This window comes from Polynucleobacter sp. 71A-WALBACH, assembly GCF_018882365.1.
In the GTDB taxonomy this organism is placed as follows: Bacteria; Pseudomonadota; Gammaproteobacteria; order Burkholderiales; family Burkholderiaceae; genus Polynucleobacter.
In genome coordinates this window covers 109,445-126,972 of the sequence record NZ_JACVOP010000004.1, presented here as the reverse complement: position 1 = coordinate 126,972, position 17,528 = coordinate 109,445, and the positions used below count along the sequence as shown (strand labels likewise).

Below are 17,528 nucleotides of genomic sequence, written 5' to 3'. Positions count from 1 at the left end.
TTCTCCTGACTTTATTTTTTAACTTAGGCAAATTTTTCGATTTGGCACATTGTGGTTTTGGTTTCTTGCATCATCGTTACCATATCGTAGCCATAGGTTGTCGCAGTATTTACCGCCTCACCTAAAACTACTGGGGCAGCGCCCTCTGGGTAATATTTGCGCAAGTCATTACCTTGCCACCAGCCAGCAAAGTGGAATGGCACGAATGCAGTACCTTGATCAACACGTGGAGTTACCAATGCACGCACTTTAATCTTGGCGCCAGTTGGTGACTTAACCCATACGTAGTCCCAATTCTTAATACCGCGATCTTCTGCGGCCTTAGGATTGATCTCCACAAAGTTCTCTTGTTGCAACTCAGCCAACCATGGGTTGGAACGAGTTTCGTCTCCTCCACCTTCGTACTCAACCAAGCGACCAGAGGTCAAAATGATTGGGAACTTTTCGTAGAGCTTCTCATTCAAGTTCTTATCCTGAACTGTTTTATAGAGAGTCGGCAAGCGCCAGAAATTCTTCTTATCAGCTGCGGTTGGATACTTGCGCATCATTGGCTCATTTGTGCTGTACAGAGCTTCACGGTGAATTGGAATGGCATCCGGGAAGTTCCACACTACTGCGCGTGCTTTTGCATTACCAAATGGATGGCAACCATTCTTCATTACCACGCGCTGAATACCGCCAGATAAGTCAGTCTTCCAGTTCTTACCTTCTGCAAGCTTCTGCTCTTCCTCGGTCAGCTGATTCCACCAGCCTAGCTTTTTCACGAACACGTGATCAAACTCTGGGTAGCCAGTAGTAATCGCTGAGCCCTTAGAGTAAGAACCATCTTCAGCCAATAAATTCTTGCCATCCTTTTCAACACCGAAGTTCGCGCGGAAGTTACCACCACCTTCCATGACACTCTTACTAGTGTCATAGAGGTTTGGAGAGCCTGGGTGTTTGATAGCGGCTGTACCGTAACAAGGCCAAGGCAAGCCATAGTAATCACCGGTTGTATCGTATCCAGTGACTGGATCAACACCACCACGTGACTTCAAAGTTTTCGGATCAAAGGTGCCAACCATTCTCATGTGGGCTTTTAAACGCTCAGGAGTTTGACCGGTGTAACCAATGGTCCAAACAGAACGATTAATTTCACGCAAAATGGATTCAATTTCTGGCTCCCTCCATTGCTTACCAGCAAACTTCGAATTCAGAATCTTGTAATTCTTTGATAACTCTTCACCGAAACCTAGGCGGTCAGCAAACGCTTGCATGATCACGTGGTCAGGTACTGATTCAAACAATGGATCAATGACTTTCTCGCGCCACTGTAATGAGCGGTTTGAGGCAGTAGCTGAACCCGTTGTTTCAAACTGAGTAGTTGCTGGCAAGAGGTAGACATTGCGATTCTTATTAACCGCATTACCTTCGGCGGCTGGCATTGCTGCCATCGCTGCCGTAGCACTTGGGTAAGGATCAACCACTACCAATAAATCCAACTTATCCATCGCGCGCTTCATATCTAAGCCGCGAGTTTGTGAGTTAGGCGCATGACCCCAGAAGAACAAACCTTTTACATTGGTTTGTTGATCAATCATGTCATTCTTTTCAAGCACCGCATCGACCCAACGAGAAACCGTAGTACCGGATTTCTCCATCATGTCAGGCGCGTAACGACCTTTAATCCATTCGTAGTCAACGCCCCACACAGTTGCGAAGTGCTTCCATGAGCCAGCCGCAAGACCATAGTAGCCAGGTAATGAATCTGGATTTGGACCTACGTCAGTTGCACCTTGTACGTTGTCGTGACCGCGAAAAATATTCGCGCCACCACCGGACTTGCCGATGTTGCCCAAAGCCAACTGCAAAATGCAAGATGCACGAACCATGGCATTACCAATGGTGTGCTGTGTTTGGCCCATACACCAAACTAAGGTGCTTGGACGATTCTTCGCCATAGTTTCAGCGACTTTGTACATCTGGGCTTCTGGAACGCCGCAAGCCTCTTCTACATTCTTAGGTGTCCACTTCTCCATGACTTCTTTGCGGATCTCATCCATGCCGTATACGCGGTCATTGATGTACTTCTTATCTTCCCAGCCATTGTTAAAGATGTGATACAGAACACCAAACAAGAATGGAATATCGGTACCAGAACGAATACGAACATACTGATCTGACTTGGCTGCTGTACGGGTATAGCGTGGGTCAACTACGATGACCTTGCAACCATTTTCTTTTGCATGCAACAAGCTAAGCATAGACACTGGATGCGCTTCAGCAGCATTTGAGCCGATGTACAAGGCTGCCTTGGCATTCATCATGTCGTTATAGCTATTGGTCATCGCACCATAGCCCCAGGTGTTTGCAACACCGGCAACAGTGGTTGAGTGACAAATACGTGCTTGGTGGTCTGTATTGTTCGTTCCGAAGAAAGAAACCCACTTACGCAACAAATAAGATTGCTCGTTGTTGTGCTTTGAAGATCCAATAAAGAACATGGCATCCGGTGAATACTTACTGCGGATGTCTTTCATCTGCGCAGTAATCTCAGTTAAAGCTTGATCCCAAGAAATGCGTTGGTATTTACCATCAACCAACTTCATTGGATAACGCAAACGGAAGTCACCGTGTCCGTGCTCACGCAAAGCGGCACCTTTGGCACAATAAGAACCCATATTAATTGGGGAATCGAATACAGGGTCTTGGCGAACCCAAACACCATTCTCAACAGTAGCATCAGTCGCGCAACCTACGGAACAGTGGGTACAAATCGTTCTCTTGACTTCAATCTTGCCCTTGCCGTCTAGCATCGCCTTACTTGGCTCTGCTACCGCTTTTTGCACCAAGCTCAATTGGCTTGCCGCAATACCAGCACCAACACCTACCCCGGAACGCTTGAGGAAAGTACGACGATCCATCGTTGGTACGGCGGATTGAAGTCCGCGTGAGAGGCTACCAATGAGACGTGATGCAGGCGTGGCACGGCTGCTTTGTGGGGTATTGGATTTACGAGTCAGACTCATATGTTGTCCCTGAAAAATATTTTTTTATTAATTATTTGGAAAGGTCTTCACTAACTACTAAATACTGAATTTAAAGCGTAGTGGTTTCGTAATACTTACGAATGTGTGCGGACAATTGATAACCATCATCTTTGCCTTGAACAGTACTACCAATTTCTTGAATTACTGCCTTGCCAATTGAGGTCTGCGAAGCAACGGCAACCGCACCAACTGTGGCTCCAGCTCCGATGAAAAACTTTCTGCGTGAAGACTTGTTTTCTTCTTTTACTGCAGCTACGGATTTAGTAGTCATCTTATGCTCCCATTTAGTGCAAATTGTTATGAGACGAGTGTAATTGGTAATTGTATTTTTTGCATATTTGGAATTTTTATTTTCATAGGGGTTTTCCATTTGTGCATTGCAACATTAAATCATGTCAAAACTCTGCCCTTCAATGGCAAGAAATTCTCTGGTTAGAGCAGCTACTGGATGGTAGAGATGCATGTCTGGAATAGCTTCTATTGCGTCGCACAATTCGTCATACCAAGAACGAATATGGTCATTGAAAAAGACCCTTTGATTTGTAAGGTTTGAAATTTCCACGTCGTCACCTGCGATGAGGTATCGCATGACTTCACACAGAGCCGATAGATGATCTTCGGTTTCAGTAACCTCTTCTGCCGACTCCAAACCAAAAGCCTCTAAAGCGCGACGAATATCCACCAAGGGCTTTTCATTTAAATGGCCAGCCATATAAAAAGAGCCATTGAGAATGATATTGGGGCGACCTACGCTAATGAAGTTGCGATCAAATTCATCATGCCAAGCTTTGGCAGGGTTATTTTTAGCAACCTCTACTACGCTACGCCAGACCTTAGCCAATGGCGCATCATCTTCCTGATTTTCCTGTCCGTCCGGAATGGAGGCAACTATTTGATCCAATAGTTCTTGATCGGGTGGTTGATGAAAGAGTCTAGCAATCAAGCCATACAAGTCAGCTCTTGCCAAATCCTCTGGCAGACCTACATCACCCACCTCAGTTGAGGCGCCCTCTTTTATCTGCTCGCTCATATTTCTTTTTTCACCATATCTACAACACGACAATCGCTGCACATCTTCAATCTATCTAGTGCGGCTCCAGCAAAGGCGCCATGCGCACCCAACTTCACCAGCATTAAATCGACCATCTTCGCCGTTCCAAAAACTTTGCCACAGCTGATGCAATGGAAAGGCTTGGTCTCATTGATCTCTACCTTTTGCTTACGCTCCTCCACAGTCTGCAGACGAGGGGCTAAGGAAAGGGCTTGCTCTGGGCAAGTTTTGACGCAGATGCCACATTGAACGCACTGCTTTTCAATAAAGGAAAGCTTGGGTTCATCCAAGTTATCCAGCAAAGCACCTTCAGGACAGCTACCCACACAAGACATGCAGAGTGTGCAAGCATCTTTGTTGATATTCAGCCCGCCCAAGAAGGAGGACTTCGGCAAAGCTACACCACCTGCTGGAAGCGCTGCTTTAGCCTGCTTCTGCAAATGCTCCAACACCATCTCGATAGTTTCACGCTTCTGATTGCCCAGACCAAAGCTAGCAGGAGAGCAAAGGGCTGGTAAAGCACCGCGCTGACGAAGCTTAGCCATTGCAGTAGACGCCGGCTGCAGGTCATCAACCGAATTCAGCTGTATTAGCGAGAGTCTGGCATCAAATCCGTAGGCCGCCAAAATCGCATTGCCTAAATCGCATTGCGTTTCTAGTGCGGCACGATAAGCAGGATCCTCATCACCCGTGAGTAGCAGAATGACTTCACCAAATCCATAGCTAAGCGCACCAAGCCATAAATCTAAGCCAGTGGAGGCAATATGCTCAATACCGTAAGGCAACACAAAGGATGGCAAGCCCTCAAACTGCTTTGATCTCAGATGGGCCATACGCCCTAAAGAATCGAGAGCTTGAGTTCCCGCATTGAGTGTATGTAGCAGTAAAGCAGGTGCTTGTGATTGCTTTAGCTTGGCGCTCTCGGCGGCAAAGACATTGGCGAGAGTTTTAATCTCTTTACCTTGATGGGTCACGCTTGGATAGTTGTAGCGCATTGCGCCCGATGGGCACACTGTCGAGCAGGCTCCACAACCCATGCACAGATTAGGATTCACTTCGACTGAACCCTGTCCATTTTTAAATAAGGAAGATATCGCGCCCGTAGAACACACATCAATGCAGGCGTTACACCCTACTTTGCCGTTACGGCCATGCGCGCAAATCTTTTCGGTATAAGCAAAATATTTTGGCTTTTCAAACTCACCAACTAAACCTAATAATTGATTTGCTACCAATGCTTGTTCTAGTGGATCTTTACCAGGAGCGAAGTAGCCCTGCGGAGTTTGACTCATAGGCATTTTTGAATCACTGCGCAAATCCATGATTAGATCAAACTCAGAGCTACGCTGGCGCTCTACTCGATCAAAGTTAATCGCACCAATACCAGCGCACGCTGTGATGCAAGCCCGGTGAGACTTACATTTATCCAAGTCAATCTGAAAGGCATCATCAATCGCGCCTTCAGGACAAACCTCAACACAGGCTCCACAGCGCGTACACATCTCTGGATCAATTGGATTCTGTAAATTCCAGTCGACAGAAAAATTACCCAAATAGCCATCTAACTTTGTGACTTCGCCCGTATAAATCGGGTAGTTTCTTGCAATCGGTAATGCGCCTGGCTCTGTACAGAGAACTGATACATCGAGGGAATCACTGAGCTTTTCAGCCCAAGGTAAAGCCTGATCTCCAGGACCGACAATGAGTAAGCGCCCTTGGCTTTCATAATTGACGACTGGGACAGGCTCTGCTTGGGGCATATCAGCCAAGGCGAGCAAGGCGGCAATCTTTGGAGTGGAGTTCTTAGCCTCTTGAGTCCAGCCAGCGACCTCTCGAATATTGACAAAACGTAATGGCGCTACCAAAGGCTTTTCTGATTGCTCAGCGAGCTCACCAAACAAAGCACGCTCTTGTGTGCAGGCGATAACGATAGAGTCGCTACCGTCAAATGCTTTAATAACTGAGCCAATCTCCTGTCTGCATAAAGAGGTGTGCATGGTGAGACCTAAAGCCTTACCATCCAAAGGCATGGTTCCATTGCAATTACAGACTAATTTTTGACTCATTGATTTCTTCTTAACTGGTTTTCTTATCCACAGGCAATGGGTCTTTATCCCCCACATCCTGAATTGGTGTTTGTGTGGATGTTAAATCAGTCTGAGAAGTTAGGGGTAAAGCCTGCTCTACTGGTTCAGGGATCTCCTGAACAGTAGCTTGTGTGCTCAGGACCTCTTCATTGCCACCTTCCTCACCACTATCTTTACGGAAAATATTGAGCATGTCTGATTGCACCATGCGCTTGAGCATTTCCATAGGAATAGGATCGGGCTTAGAGTAGTCATCAATATAGATATCCAGGCCGTCCATCACATTGAAGTGAGGGTCTGAGAACATCTTCTTCATGGCCGCTTGTTGAACCGCAGGATCTACATCCGGCTTCATAAAGGCTGAAAAGTCAGGAGCAAAGCGATCGATCTTCTCTACATCATCCAAAGTTGCGGATGGGAGTGCCTCTGAAGTATCTGGAGTTGACTGCTGTACTTCGGGCTTGGAGGCTAGTTCTTGCTTGATCTGGTCAACTGATTTTTTCTCAGGCTCAGACTGCTCTCCAGACTTGAGACGTGACCAACGATTCAGAAAGCCGCCTGCCATCAATCCTCCACTGAGCGGTCTGCGCCCTTAAATGAAGCTGGACGATGGCGCTTTTTAGGTTCGGGACGGTAATTCTCATTAACAAACTCTTGCAACCAAGAAGCGTGCTCTGAAGATAAAGGAATGTTATCTACTGACTCACCACCATCCAATAAACGCCCTGCTTCGTTATAACTGACACTAATACGATGCGGCACCGCAATCGTTGCCTCGGACTTAGCCAGATCAATAGACTGAGCATCTATATAGCGCTCGATATCTTCTTCCAAGCGCCACATCACAAACCAGCAAGGTTGCGTAGCGGAAAGGTTGAGGTAATAGCCTTCGCCCTCATCTGGAAAAAGATTCAGCTCATAACCCGTAAATAACCAAGACTCACCCCCATCATCGCGACCTAAAAACTGTCCAATAATTTTGTTGTCGGTATTGAGAGCGCTAGTGAACTGGCCAAAATCGGGTAATACCTCCTGAGGCGCCCACCGATAGGAAATCCAGGGGTTATCGACAAACTGCTTGCGCATGAGCACTGCAAAACGCATAAGACCTCAGGTGTTCTGAACCACGATGTTAGGAAATTTACTGCTCATATCTTTTGATAAGCTAGCCACCTTAATAGCAACCTGTCTTGCAATCGTCTTATAAATGGCGCTGATAGCACCATCGGGATCGGCAACTACTGTCGGGCGCCCTGCATCAGCTTGCTCACGAATAGAGAGGTTCAGAGGTAATGAGCCCAAAAAGTCTGTGCCATATTCTTGACACATCTTCTGACCACCGCCCGTACCAAATACATGCTCCTCATGACCACAGCTTGGGCAAACATAAGTACTCATATTTTCGATAATGCCAACTATCGGTACACCTACCTTCTCAAACATCTTTAAGCCTTTGCGCGCATCCAGCAAAGCAATATCTTGAGGGGTGGTAACAATAACCGCGCCAGTAACAGGCACTTTTTGAGCCAGCGTCAATTGAATGTCGCCAGTACCAGGAGGCATATCCACAATCAGATAATCCAGATCACGCCAGCGGGTTTGACGAAGCAACTGCTCCAAAGCGGACGTCACCATTGGTCCACGCCAAACCATCGGCGCATCATCGTCGATCAAGAAACCAATCGAGCTCGCTTGAAGGCCGTGACCTTCCATTGGCTCCATCGTATTTTCTTCAATGGACTCTGGTCTACCAGTAATACCCAGCATCATCGGTTGGCTTGGACCATAAATATCCGCGTCCAAGATGCCAACTTGAGCGCCTTCTGCAGATAAAGCTAGGGCGAGATTAACTGCAGTGGTGGATTTTCCAACCCCACCCTTACCGCTAGCAACCGCAATAATGTTTTTTACGCTTGGCAATAACTTCACTCCGCGTTGAACGGCATGCGCAACGATTTGACTGCTAACGTTCACGCTGACATTTTTAACCTCAGGTAATTCTCGGAGCACGGCGATGACGGATTTACGAACCGTTTCAAACTGGCTTTTTGCTGGATATCCCAGAACAATATCTAAGCTAATATCTCCGCCATCTACACGGAGATTTTTGACGCTCTTTGCCGACACAAAATCGATTTGTGTATTAGGGTCAATTAAACCCTTTAATGCTGTTTGCACAGCCTCTACAGTAAGCGCCACCGACATCTCCTAAAAAAGAACAGTCCCACATGGGAATCCCAACATCCTATGTTGGGCAGTACTACAAAAAATGGAATAGTGGGTAGATTAACCGCACATGCAAAAAATTGCTTAAAACGAGATCGGCAAATCTCGTAAGGTCGATTTAAAAAATGAGGAGGCTAAGGTAGTAGACCGCCATAGACATCAAGGCAGTCGCTGGAATGGTGAAAATCCAGGCCCAAACGATATTGCCAGCGACACCCCAGCGAACTGCACTGGCGCGTTGAGTTGAACCAACCCCAACAATAGCCCCAGTGATTGTGTGGGTAGTAGACACCGGAACCCCAAGAGCAGTTGCCATAAATAAAGTAATTGCCCCACCCGTCTCAGCACAGAAACCACCGACGGGTTTGAGCTTAGTGAGTTTCTGACCCATGGTTTTAACAATTCGCCAACCACCAAACATCGTACCCATCGCAATTGCGATGTAGCAAGAAATAATTGTCCAAGTAGGCGGCATGCTCGCGCCCGCTTCAGCGTAACCAGTAATGATCAATAGCAACCAAATAATGCCGATAGTCTTCTGCGCATCATTGCCACCATGACCCAAGCTGTAGGCACTTGCGGAAACAAGCTGCAAGCGTCTAAACCAGCGATCTGTTTTGGATAGATTGGCATTACGACAGACCCAAGCCACCAACAACATCATCAAGGAGCCAAGCAAGAACCCCACTAAAGGCGAGATAAAGATGAAAGATACGGTCTTAATAATCCCCGACCAGACCAAACCGTCAACCCCAGCCTTAGGAAGGGCCGCACCCACAAGACCACCAATTAATGCATGAGAAGAGCTTGAAGGAATACCGTAATACCAAGTAACAACATTCCAAATAATGGCGCCAACAAGAGCCCCAAAGATCACGTGCAAATCGACTGCGGCAGGATGGACGATCCCCTTACCTACGGTAGCGGCAACACTAAGATGAAAAATAAAGATTGCTAAGAAGTTAAAGAAGGCAGCAAATACCACGGCCTGCTGAGGCTTAAGAACCCCAGTAGATACAACGGTGGCAATCGAGTTGGCAGCATCATGAAATCCATTCATGAAATCGAATGCCAACGCAAGCGCTACTAAGAGCGCCACTACCCAAAATGCGACTTCTATGGAGGCCAACTTATCTAACCTTAAGAATTTTCAAGAACGATGCCTTCAACCAAATTGGCAACGTCTTCACATTTATCGGTAACTTCCTCGAGCAACTCGTAAATGCGCTGTAACTTAATCAGCTCACGCACTTCGATATCTTCGCGGAATAGTTTAGTGATCGCCGTTGAGAGCAAGCGATCTGCACCAGACTCCAAGTGATCAATCTCATCACAAGTCTTCAGCGCTGCTTTTGCAACCTCAGGATCTGAGATATCTTTGAGCATGCCCACGGCATTTTTCATACCAATACAACATTGGTTACAAAGCTCAGCCATGTGAAGCATTTCATTAGTCATTTGTTTGACGTTATAGAGATGCATGGCTTCGGTGCCGTTCTGAATTAAATCAGCAACGTCATCCATCGTATTAATGAGATCGAAAATCTGATCGCGATCAATCGGAGTAATAAAAGTCTTATGGAGGCGGCGATGCACTTCTTTTACAACATCGTCGCAAGCGTGTTCTGCGCTATCTACCTCTTGCGTATATTTCGCACGCAAGGCTTCGTCGTTGTAATGCTCGATGAATTTAAGGAAAGACTCAGAGGCTGCAACGATGTGCGCAGCATGTTCGTTGAACAATTTAAAGAAATTGCCATCGTGAGGCATTAACTTGCTGAAGAACATATTTCACGATCCTTTAGAAACAAAAAGCTACTAGATTGGCTAACCTGCCCACATTCTAAACAATGCCTTAATTCGATACGGGAAACCCGGCATCTGTTATAAGCCCAGCAGCCAGCTCCGGAGAGAGGGTCGTCTCAAGCGTCACCAGCTGAGTCGCCAAATCAGCCTGAACCTGGGCTTGCGGATCTTGGGCTTGCACGGCACGTGTCACTGCATTAATACAACCACCACAAGTCATTCCTGAAACCTTGAGCGTAAACATAATTTCCCCTTAAAAACTGTCAAAATATGGTTGTTAATAGCCTTTTTTCACCTTACGGTAGATTATCTTCTACATGACCCCTACAGAATCCAGTAATTCAGAGTTTTTTACCCTTGATATAGGTGGAATGACCTGCGCTTCATGCGTCAGTCGTGTAGAAAAGGCATTGGACAAGATTCCTGGGGTTGAGGCTGCAACTGTTAATTTGGCCACTGAGCAGGCGAGGGTTCGGATACAAAGGGGTTCATCTAGCCTGGCCGAGATCATCGCCCTCATTCAAAAAACAGGTTATGAGGCAAAAGAGAGTTCAACTCGAGGCAATCTTAACCAAAAGATGACTAAGTCATTTTGGGCTGCCGATGGCTTGGGTCGGGTGATTCTCAGCTTCCTGCTTTCCGCCCCCCTCTTTTTACCGATGTTCATCATGCCCTTTGGCGTTCATTGGTCTTTATCGGGCTGGTGGCAGCTAGCTTTAGCTACACCAGTGCAATTTATCCTGGGATGGCGCTTCTATAAGGCAGGCTACAAATCCTTGCTGGCAGGTGCAGGCAATATGGACTTACTGGTTGCGCTGGGTACAAGCGCGGCCTATGGATTGAGCCTATACATCCTGCTCACATCAAGCCATGCACATGAACTTTACTTTGAAGGATCAGCAGTCATCATTTGCATGGTGCTACTGGGCAAATGGCTAGAGGCACGCGCCAAACAACAAACTAGTGAAGCGATTCGCGCCCTACAAAAACTTTGGCCCGAGCATGCCAAAGTTTTAAATACCGATGCCGCACTTCAGGCTAGCGTGGACCATTATCGTGACTTACCTTTAGACCAAGTACTTCCCGGTGATCGGGTTTTGATTCTTCCGGGCGAACGCATCCCGGTAGATGGCGTAATTATTTTGGGTGCTAGCCATGTAGATGAATCCCTACTTACTGGCGAAAGCGAACCTGTCAAGAAAGGATTGGACTCCAAAGTCATTGGAGGTGCTTTAAATGGTGAGGGCATGCTCGTGGTGACTGCCGAGGCAGTTGGCGTTGAAAGCGTACTTTCACAAATCATTCACTTAGTAGAAGAAGCGCAAACCCAAAAGGCACCGATTCAAAAATTAGTGGATCAGGTGAGTGCGGTCTTTGTACCCACTGTGATTGTTCTTGCGCTGATTACCGGTCTAGGTAACTGGCTTTACTTTGACTCAATATCTATCGGCATCTTGCGCGCCGTCTCAGTTTTGGTCATTGCCTGCCCTTGTGCGCTTGGCTTGGCTACTCCAGCCGCCATCATGGCTGGTACTGGCATAGCCGCACGTTTTGGCATTTTGATTAAGGACCCTCAAGTACTGGAGTTAGCACACCGCCTTAATATCGTTGCCTTTGATAAGACGGGCACATTAACGATTGGTAAGCCACGCATGCTTGCCCTACTGCCTTTTCATGAGTCATCCGCTGATATTGATCAGATCCTCGCCACCGCTGCGGGCTTGCAATTAGGAAGTGAGCATCCTTTAGCTAAGGCCTTGCTTGATGCGGCTAAAGCAAAAGAGCTCAATCCGATTGCCGCCTCGTCGAGCAAAGGCTTGCCTGGTGTTGGCATTGAAGGCATTCCCAGCGCCGGCCTTTTTGCGGGTCAAACGCTTCGCTTGCAAAGTGTGGCCTCGCTTGACGGCAGTCCGCAGTACGAGATTATTTTACAAAAAGCGCAGGTTTGTTATGAGCAAGGTCAGACCGTTTCCGTCTTGATGGGCTTAGGTAGTGAAGGTAGCACGATACCAACACCCATCGCAGTAATTGCCTTTGGGGATGAGCTTAAACCGAATGCTCAATCAGCAGTCAATGCGCTGCATGCTTTACACATTCGCACTGTCATGCTGTCTGGAGATAATTTGGCTGCCGCTACCCGAGTAGGAAAAACGATCGGCATTGATGAAGTCTTTGCTCAAATCATGCCAAGCAATAAAGCGGAAATAATTCAACAATTGCAGAGCAGCTCTGAAAGTAAGAAACATTACGTAGCGATGGTTGGTGATGGCGTTAATGATGCTCCAGCCTTGGCAGTCGCAGACGTTGGGATGGCGATGTCCACTGGAACTGATGTCGCAATGCAGGCCGCAGGTATCACCTTAATGCGCGGGGACCCTACTTTAGTTGCGGATGCGATTGATATTTCTAAGAAAACTTGGAATAAGATTCGTCAAAATTTATTTTGGGCGTTTGCATTTAATACGATCGGCATACCGATGGCGGCGCTGGGTTTTTTATCACCCATGCTGGCTGGCAGTGCGATGGCGCTCTCTAGCTTCTGTGTACTAAGTAATGCCCTGCTACTAAAGCGCTGGCGCCCTTCGCATACCTAAGTTACTTAGGATTCTTGCGCACTAACTCAATGTCACCATAAAGAGCTCGAGTTTCTGATTTAGTGTTATCGGTATCAGTCAGAAGCGCGATACCAATCACATTACCTGGCGCCTCTCCATAAGCCAACTTGTAGTCTGCCGCTAAATCTCGCTCATGCTTGCGCCACTCGTCCAAACCATCCCAACCAGAATCAACCACAATCATCTTCACGCGAGAGGTATGGGCATTATTTAGAACAGTATTGACGGGATTCTTACCAGACCAGATATACATCACTGTGGCATAAGGCATTTCTTGACCACTAATTAAACTTGCCATTTCAAAGGTCAGCTTTTCTTTCAAAGGAAGTTTCGATTTGTTGCCATCGAAGGCAACCAAAATACGCAGTGGCGCATCGTCATGCTGACTGTCCGCATTATCTGCTTGCGGTATCGCACCGACCGCTTTCCATTCCCACTGAAGCCATAAGTTTTGCGCTGAGCGTGGCCGAAGCTTTACCGCAAGACCAGATGCCGATGTTTTGGAGTTAGCAGCCAGGACCGTGCGACCTTGGTATTTTTCAAGACGGTAAATCGTGTTCTTTTTATAGGGCGCTATACGATAGAAATGCCAACCCTCTGGCATGCCATCACGCGGCTTCTCCGCAGAGAATTTCGGCAAATCCTCTTGAGCGGGTAGCTGATCGGCATTAAATGCTTGACCCGCCTCATTCTCAATTGAATTCCCAGTCAGACCTGCGCAGCCTACCAAACAGATGGTTAGGGCAGTCAAAAGCAATGGGATTCTGAAGAACATTCTTGTAAACATGTCTTCAATTGTCCCAAAGAAAGTGCTGCTTAAGTCTAAAATCATCGGATGCGCCATCAATCACCCTCTAGCTGGGCTGCCATCAGCATCTGCATTGCTGCCTTGGTGCATTTTGCCCTTGGTTTCTCGATTGAGTTCTCTGTCGATGAAGCCCATTACGCGTTGTATGCAAAACATCTCGCCTGGAGTTATTTTGATCATCCCCCACTGGTGGGATGGATTCAGTGGCCACTAGTTTCGCTCACCTCGTCCGAGGGGGTCATTCGCCTGATTCCTGAATTGTTGTGGGTCATTTCCGCCTTCCTGGTATACAAGGTCACCTTAGAAATTCATCGCCTGATGCAGGGACGCAATGCGGGCTACCTCAGCACCACCCTTCCTTCGGCCAATCTCTGTGGATTGATGGCTGTTTTAGCTATCGTTGTGGCTCCACTGCCCCATGTGTTAGCAATCGGTCTTTTACCCGATACTCTGCTTGCACCCTTAAGCCTTGGCTTGATGTTGATGGCTTTACGCTGGACCAGAAAAGATCACTTCTCCTTTGCGGACTGGCTCATTACGGGTTTACTGCTGGGCTTGTCAGGCCTTAGCAAATACACTGCTGTATTTACCGCCTTAGGTTTGCTCTTGGTGTTTTTGGCTTCACCCAAAAAAGCATGGCTTACCAAAGTTGGCTTTTGGGTGGCGGCGGCAATCGCCTTAATGGTGATTAGTCCAGTGCTGTATTGGAACTGGATGAATGACTGGGTTTCCTTCAAGTATCAAATTGCTCATGGTAGCGGTGGCACTTGGGCATGGCGCAGAGTTGCTGCTTTTGTGGGCATTCAGATTCTGTGTTTTGGGCCCCTATTAATTTTGGGTGCCTATGTATTTCTCAAGAACTGCCTGCGCTCGCAGAAGTTCATCCTCCTTGCCTTGCTCAGTTTCTTTGCAATCCCGTTCGCGATTTTTACTACCCTATCTGGAGGTGGCAGCCTCCCTCACTGGACTACTCCTGCGTGGTTTTGTCTTGCACCCTTTGCTGGCATTGGCCTAGCAAAGGCATGGGCTATGCAACATCGCACAGCCATTCGAACACTGCTTATTGGACAGCTACTCATTTGCTTGTTAGGTTTTGGCTTTGTTTTAGCTGGAGGCATCAATACGGCCGCCATCAAATCCAATCCGATTGCGGATCTCTATGGTTGGAAGCAAGCTGGCCAGAAAGCAGCCCAATTAGCAGAAGCGACTCAAGCAAACGGTATCGCAGTGCAAAACTGGACTCTAGGCAGCAGAGCAGCTTGGTATGCGAGTCCATTACCCATCTTCGTTTTGGATGAAAGGCAAGATCAGTTTGACCTTTGGTTTGGAAAGTTGCCAGTTGGTGCAAGCGTCTTGCTGATTAACTGGTCGGGAATGGCTTTTAAGCCCCCAATTGGAAGCAATCGAGCATTTGAGCAATGTGAGCCCTTAGATAGCCTAGAAATCGTCCGATTTGGGCAGATATTATCCAAATTTGACTATAGCCTTTGCCGTAACTGGCAGGATGCGGGTGCTGCGCATTAATTCCCCAAATTTAGGACCGTTTCGGGACCCTTCAGCGCTCTAGGCATTATCCTTACGCCTATGAGTTCACAACCCCAAGCCACCCCAAAAGCCACATCTGGGTGGAAAGCAATCCTCAAACGGGCTTGGCCCACCATTCGCATTTTGCTATCTATTGCCCTCCTCTGGAAGGCGACTAGCGGAATTGATTGGCATGCCCTCCTAGATTCTGGGATTCAGATGCAACCTTGGTGGTTTTTGGCTGCTGGCCTGATGATGCTCTCGGCATTTATTTGTGGCGGACTGCGCTGGGGATTTTTAATGCGCAAAGTTGGATTTCAAGGAACTCTTATCGACTTTGTAGCGCTGTATTTTGCGGGCGGACTGATTAACCAAGGACTACCTAGCACTCTTGGTGGAGATAGTTATCGCGCCATTACTGCTACTCACCTTAATAGTAGTGGCAAGCTCAATAAAGAAAAAGAGCTGAATGAAGAGCTTCACCACTCGGTGGATTTAGAGCACGCAAACCCTAAGCTACGCCTGAGTTTTTCTATGGTGCTGGTAGATCGTCTTCTCGGCTTAGCGGGAAATAATTTACTGGGTGGCCTGGGTCTTATTCTTGGTGGTGCTACTTTAGCCACTTGGGGAACAGATTTAGGTTATGCCGTCACTGGAATCATGATTCTGGCCGGCTTATTACTTGCTGCGATTTTGGCCTGGAGTCCTAGCCGAAACATTTTGCAAAAATTATTGGACCGCCTTCACATGAGTCACGCTTTACCCGGCATTAAGCTGGCGTTTTCTTGGCCGATGAATGTGGCTCAAGCAGCATTTGCGATCGGCATTCACTCCCTCACGATTCTGACGCTTTTGTTTTGCCTGAAAGCATATGGAGTGGATGCGCCTATTGAAGCCCTGATGATCGGCTTACCAGCACTGAGTCTGTTACTAATGCTGCCAATCAGCATCTCTGGTTGGGGTTTGCGTGAGGCCACACTCTCTTCTGTTCTGGCATTGTGGGGTGTAAGCCCCTCTATGACGGTATTAGCATCCATCAGTTACGGCGCCATCACCGTCTTATCAGTATTACCTGGCGCTTATTTTTTATTAAAACGGAAATAATTCCTTTAGAGACCTCCTATGAGTATTAGCGTCAACACCATGCGCGCCATCGACCACTGGGTTGGTGTACCACTATGCGCGGTAGCAAGCCCGATAGTTGCTTTTATTGACAGCGTCAAGAATGCCTTTAGTCGCGGCCCAAATGCGCCACGCAAACTACTGTTTATTGAATTATCGGAAATGGGTAGCGCCATCTTGGTTGACCCAGCTATGCGCAATGCGCAGGCTCGTGGCGCTGAATTATTTTTTCTGATTTTTAAGAGCAATCGTGCCAGCCTTACCTTGCTCAACACAGTTAAACCTGAGAATATTTTTACGATTGATTCTTCCAGCTTGGGTGGTTTAGTTAAAGACACACTCAAATTTTTACTGGTGGCTCGAAAGCATCGTATCGACACCGTAATTGATTTGGAATTGTTTTCCCGCTTTACCGCTCTGCTCACTGGCCTATGCGGTGCGCGTCGTCGTGTCGGATATCACATTTTTCATGGTGAGGGCTTGTGGCGCGGCTTTATGTTGACTCGCAAAGTTCATTACAACCCGCACATCCATATCACCAAGAACTTTCTCTCTCTCATTCATGCGGCATTTGCCAAAGAGATTGAAGTGCCCTTTAGCAAAATTCATATTGCTGATTCTGAGGTTCGTTTAGAGCAAGCGGTGATTGAGCCAGCTGCATTAGTCAAAGTTCGTGAGCGTATTGAAAAGCTGGCCGCAGATGCCGGCATTCAATTTAAACAAGGTCAACAACGCCTGATTTTAGTCAATCCCAATGCCAGCGACCTATTACCGCAAAGACGCTGGGCGCAACAGCGCTTTTCTGAACTCATTCAAGGATTGAACCAGCTTTACGCTAACGATCTGATTTTGATCACGGGCTCCCCTGCAGAATTTGAGTATGTTGAAAAAGTGCGTGCAGTTGCCAACGTTAAAAATGCTTTGAACTTTGCTGGTCAAGTCAGCTTCGCGGAACTGCCACCGCTCTACACCCTATCTGATGTCATGGTGACCAATGATTCTGGGCCAGGCCACTTCTCCGCCGTGACGCCATTGCGTACAGTCGTCCTTTTTGGACCAGAAACTCCTGCACTCTATGGATCCGTTGGTAAATCAATTTCGATTACCGCCAATCTGGCATGCTCTCCGTGTGTCAGCGCAGCCAACCATCGCAAGACACCCTGCCATGACAGCGTCTGCATGCAGGCTATTACTGTCCCTCAGGTACTAGAAAAGATGGTGCATCAGCTCAAGGAAGCCGATCAAGAGCGGGCGCTTTAA

The 17,528-nt window shown here is 47.4% G+C and carries 15 protein-coding genes; 4 read left to right on the top strand and 11 right to left on the bottom strand.

The annotated features are described in order from the left end of the window. Positions 1–23 precede the first annotated feature (23 nt). The 10 genes from ICN42_RS11310 to ICN42_RS11265 form a co-directional block, all read right to left on the bottom strand. Positions 24–3,008 (bottom strand): formate dehydrogenase subunit alpha, encoded by a 2,985-nt coding sequence (locus tag ICN42_RS11310; protein ID WP_216254865.1) that lies wholly within the window; start codon positions 3,006–3,008, stop codon positions 24–26. A 70-nt stretch (positions 3,009–3,078) separates the two neighbouring features. Continuing rightward, a complete protein-coding gene (locus ICN42_RS11305) occupies positions 3,079–3,300 on the bottom strand; it encodes a formate dehydrogenase (protein WP_216254862.1) in 222 nt (73 codons plus the stop codon). Positions 3,301–3,414: 114 nt separating this feature from the next. Next, positions 3,415–4,059: a molecular chaperone gene (locus ICN42_RS11300; RefSeq protein WP_216254859.1), complete on the bottom strand. Its 645-nt coding sequence runs from the start codon at positions 4,057–4,059 to the stop codon at positions 3,415–3,417. Continuing rightward, complete coding sequence (locus ICN42_RS11295; RefSeq protein WP_216254856.1) at positions 4,056–6,146, bottom strand: 4Fe-4S binding protein; 2,091 nt, start codon at positions 6,144–6,146, stop codon at positions 4,056–4,058. The genes ICN42_RS11300 and ICN42_RS11295 overlap by 4 nt, the downstream gene beginning before the upstream one ends. 10 nt (positions 6,147–6,156) lie before the next feature. Next, complete coding sequence (locus tag ICN42_RS11290) at positions 6,157–6,732, bottom strand: DUF3306 domain-containing protein (protein ID WP_216254853.1); 576 nt, start codon at positions 6,730–6,732, stop codon at positions 6,157–6,159. Further along, positions 6,732–7,253: a DUF3305 domain-containing protein gene (locus ICN42_RS11285; RefSeq protein WP_370626037.1), complete on the bottom strand. Its 522-nt coding sequence runs from the start codon at positions 7,251–7,253 to the stop codon at positions 6,732–6,734. Before ICN42_RS11285 ends, ICN42_RS11290 begins: the two co-directional genes overlap by 1 nt. A 24-nt stretch (positions 7,254–7,277) precedes the next feature. Continuing rightward, positions 7,278–8,372, bottom strand: coding sequence for an iron-sulfur cluster carrier protein ApbC (gene apbC / locus ICN42_RS11280; protein WP_216862494.1), 1,095 nt, complete (start codon positions 8,370–8,372; stop codon positions 7,278–7,280). Between the two features lie 139 nt (positions 8,373–8,511). Continuing rightward, positions 8,512–9,522, bottom strand: a complete 1,011-nt coding sequence (locus ICN42_RS11275) for an inorganic phosphate transporter (protein ID WP_216254843.1) — start codon at positions 9,520–9,522, stop codon at positions 8,512–8,514. A gap of 11 nt (positions 9,523–9,533) precedes the next feature. Beyond that, positions 9,534–10,181 carry a DUF47 domain-containing protein gene (locus tag ICN42_RS11270; protein ID WP_216254840.1) on the bottom strand — a complete coding sequence of 216 codons (648 nt, stop codon included), beginning with the start codon at positions 10,179–10,181 and terminating at the stop codon, positions 9,534–9,536. 67 nt (positions 10,182–10,248) lie between these two features. After that, positions 10,249–10,443: a heavy-metal-associated domain-containing protein gene (locus ICN42_RS11265; RefSeq protein WP_216254837.1), complete on the bottom strand. Its 195-nt coding sequence runs from the start codon at positions 10,441–10,443 to the stop codon at positions 10,249–10,251. A 73-nt stretch (positions 10,444–10,516) separates the two neighbouring features. Here ICN42_RS11265 and ICN42_RS11260 point away from each other — a divergent pair, with 73 nt between their 5' ends. Next, positions 10,517–12,793: a cation-translocating P-type ATPase gene (locus tag ICN42_RS11260; protein WP_216254834.1), complete on the top strand. Its 2,277-nt coding sequence runs from the start codon at positions 10,517–10,519 to the stop codon at positions 12,791–12,793. 1 nt (position 12,794) lies between these two features. Here ICN42_RS11260 and ICN42_RS11255 read toward each other — a convergent pair whose 3' ends face one another. Then, positions 12,795–13,646: a DUF3047 domain-containing protein gene (locus tag ICN42_RS11255; RefSeq protein ID WP_255539370.1), complete on the bottom strand. Its 852-nt coding sequence runs from the start codon at positions 13,644–13,646 to the stop codon at positions 12,795–12,797. Positions 13,647–13,649: 3 nt separating this feature from the next. Here ICN42_RS11255 and ICN42_RS11250 point away from each other — a divergent pair, with 3 nt between their 5' ends. From ICN42_RS11250 to ICN42_RS11240, 3 genes are read left to right on the top strand one after another with little or no spacing between them, the layout of a single operon-like run. After that, positions 13,650–15,146, top strand: a complete 1,497-nt coding sequence (locus ICN42_RS11250) for a glycosyltransferase family 39 protein (RefSeq protein WP_216254831.1) — start codon at positions 13,650–13,652, stop codon at positions 15,144–15,146. 60 nt (positions 15,147–15,206) lie between these two features. Beyond that, positions 15,207–16,250, top strand: coding sequence for a lysylphosphatidylglycerol synthase transmembrane domain-containing protein (locus tag ICN42_RS11245; RefSeq protein WP_216254828.1), 1,044 nt, complete (start codon positions 15,207–15,209; stop codon positions 16,248–16,250). A gap of 18 nt (positions 16,251–16,268) precedes the next feature. Continuing rightward, positions 16,269–17,528, top strand: coding sequence for a glycosyltransferase family 9 protein (locus ICN42_RS11240; RefSeq protein ID WP_216254825.1), 1,260 nt, complete (start codon positions 16,269–16,271; stop codon positions 17,526–17,528).

Bases quoted from the DNA above. Each gene is read 5' to 3' on its own strand.
- ICN42_RS11310 (WP_216254865.1), bottom strand. From the start codon at position 3,008: ATGAGTCTGACTCGTAAATCCAATACCCCACAAAGCAGCCGTGCCACG.
- ICN42_RS11305 (WP_216254862.1), bottom strand. From the start codon at position 3,300: ATGACTACTAAATCCGTAGCTGCAGTAAAAGAAGAAAACAAGTCTTCA.
- ICN42_RS11300 (WP_216254859.1), bottom strand. From the start codon at position 4,059: ATGAGCGAGCAGATAAAAGAGGGCGCCTCAACTGAGGTGGGTGATGTA.
- ICN42_RS11295 (WP_216254856.1), bottom strand. From the start codon at position 6,146: ATGAGTCAAAAATTAGTCTGTAATTGCAATGGAACCATGCCTTTGGAT.
- ICN42_RS11290 (WP_216254853.1), bottom strand. From the start codon at position 6,732: ATGGCAGGCGGCTTTCTGAATCGTTGGTCACGTCTCAAGTCTGGAGAG.
- ICN42_RS11285 (WP_370626037.1), bottom strand. From the start codon at position 7,253: ATGCGCAAGCAGTTTGTCGATAACCCCTGGATTTCCTATCGGTGGGCG.
- apbC (WP_216862494.1), bottom strand. From the start codon at position 8,372: ATGTCGGTGGCGCTTACTGTAGAGGCTGTGCAAACAGCATTAAAGGGT.
- ICN42_RS11270 (WP_216254840.1), bottom strand. From the start codon at position 10,181: ATGTTCTTCAGCAAGTTAATGCCTCACGATGGCAATTTCTTTAAATTG.
- ICN42_RS11265 (WP_216254837.1), bottom strand. From the start codon at position 10,443: ATGTTTACGCTCAAGGTTTCAGGAATGACTTGTGGTGGTTGTATTAAT.
- ICN42_RS11260 (WP_216254834.1), top strand. From the start codon at position 10,517: ATGACCCCTACAGAATCCAGTAATTCAGAGTTTTTTACCCTTGATATA.
- ICN42_RS11255 (WP_255539370.1), bottom strand. From the start codon at position 13,646: ATGATTTTAGACTTAAGCAGCACTTTCTTTGGGACAATTGAAGACATG.
- ICN42_RS11250 (WP_216254831.1), top strand. From the start codon at position 13,650: ATGCGCCATCAATCACCCTCTAGCTGGGCTGCCATCAGCATCTGCATT.
- ICN42_RS11245 (WP_216254828.1), top strand. From the start codon at position 15,207: ATGAGTTCACAACCCCAAGCCACCCCAAAAGCCACATCTGGGTGGAAA.
- ICN42_RS11240 (WP_216254825.1), top strand. From the start codon at position 16,269: ATGAGTATTAGCGTCAACACCATGCGCGCCATCGACCACTGGGTTGGT.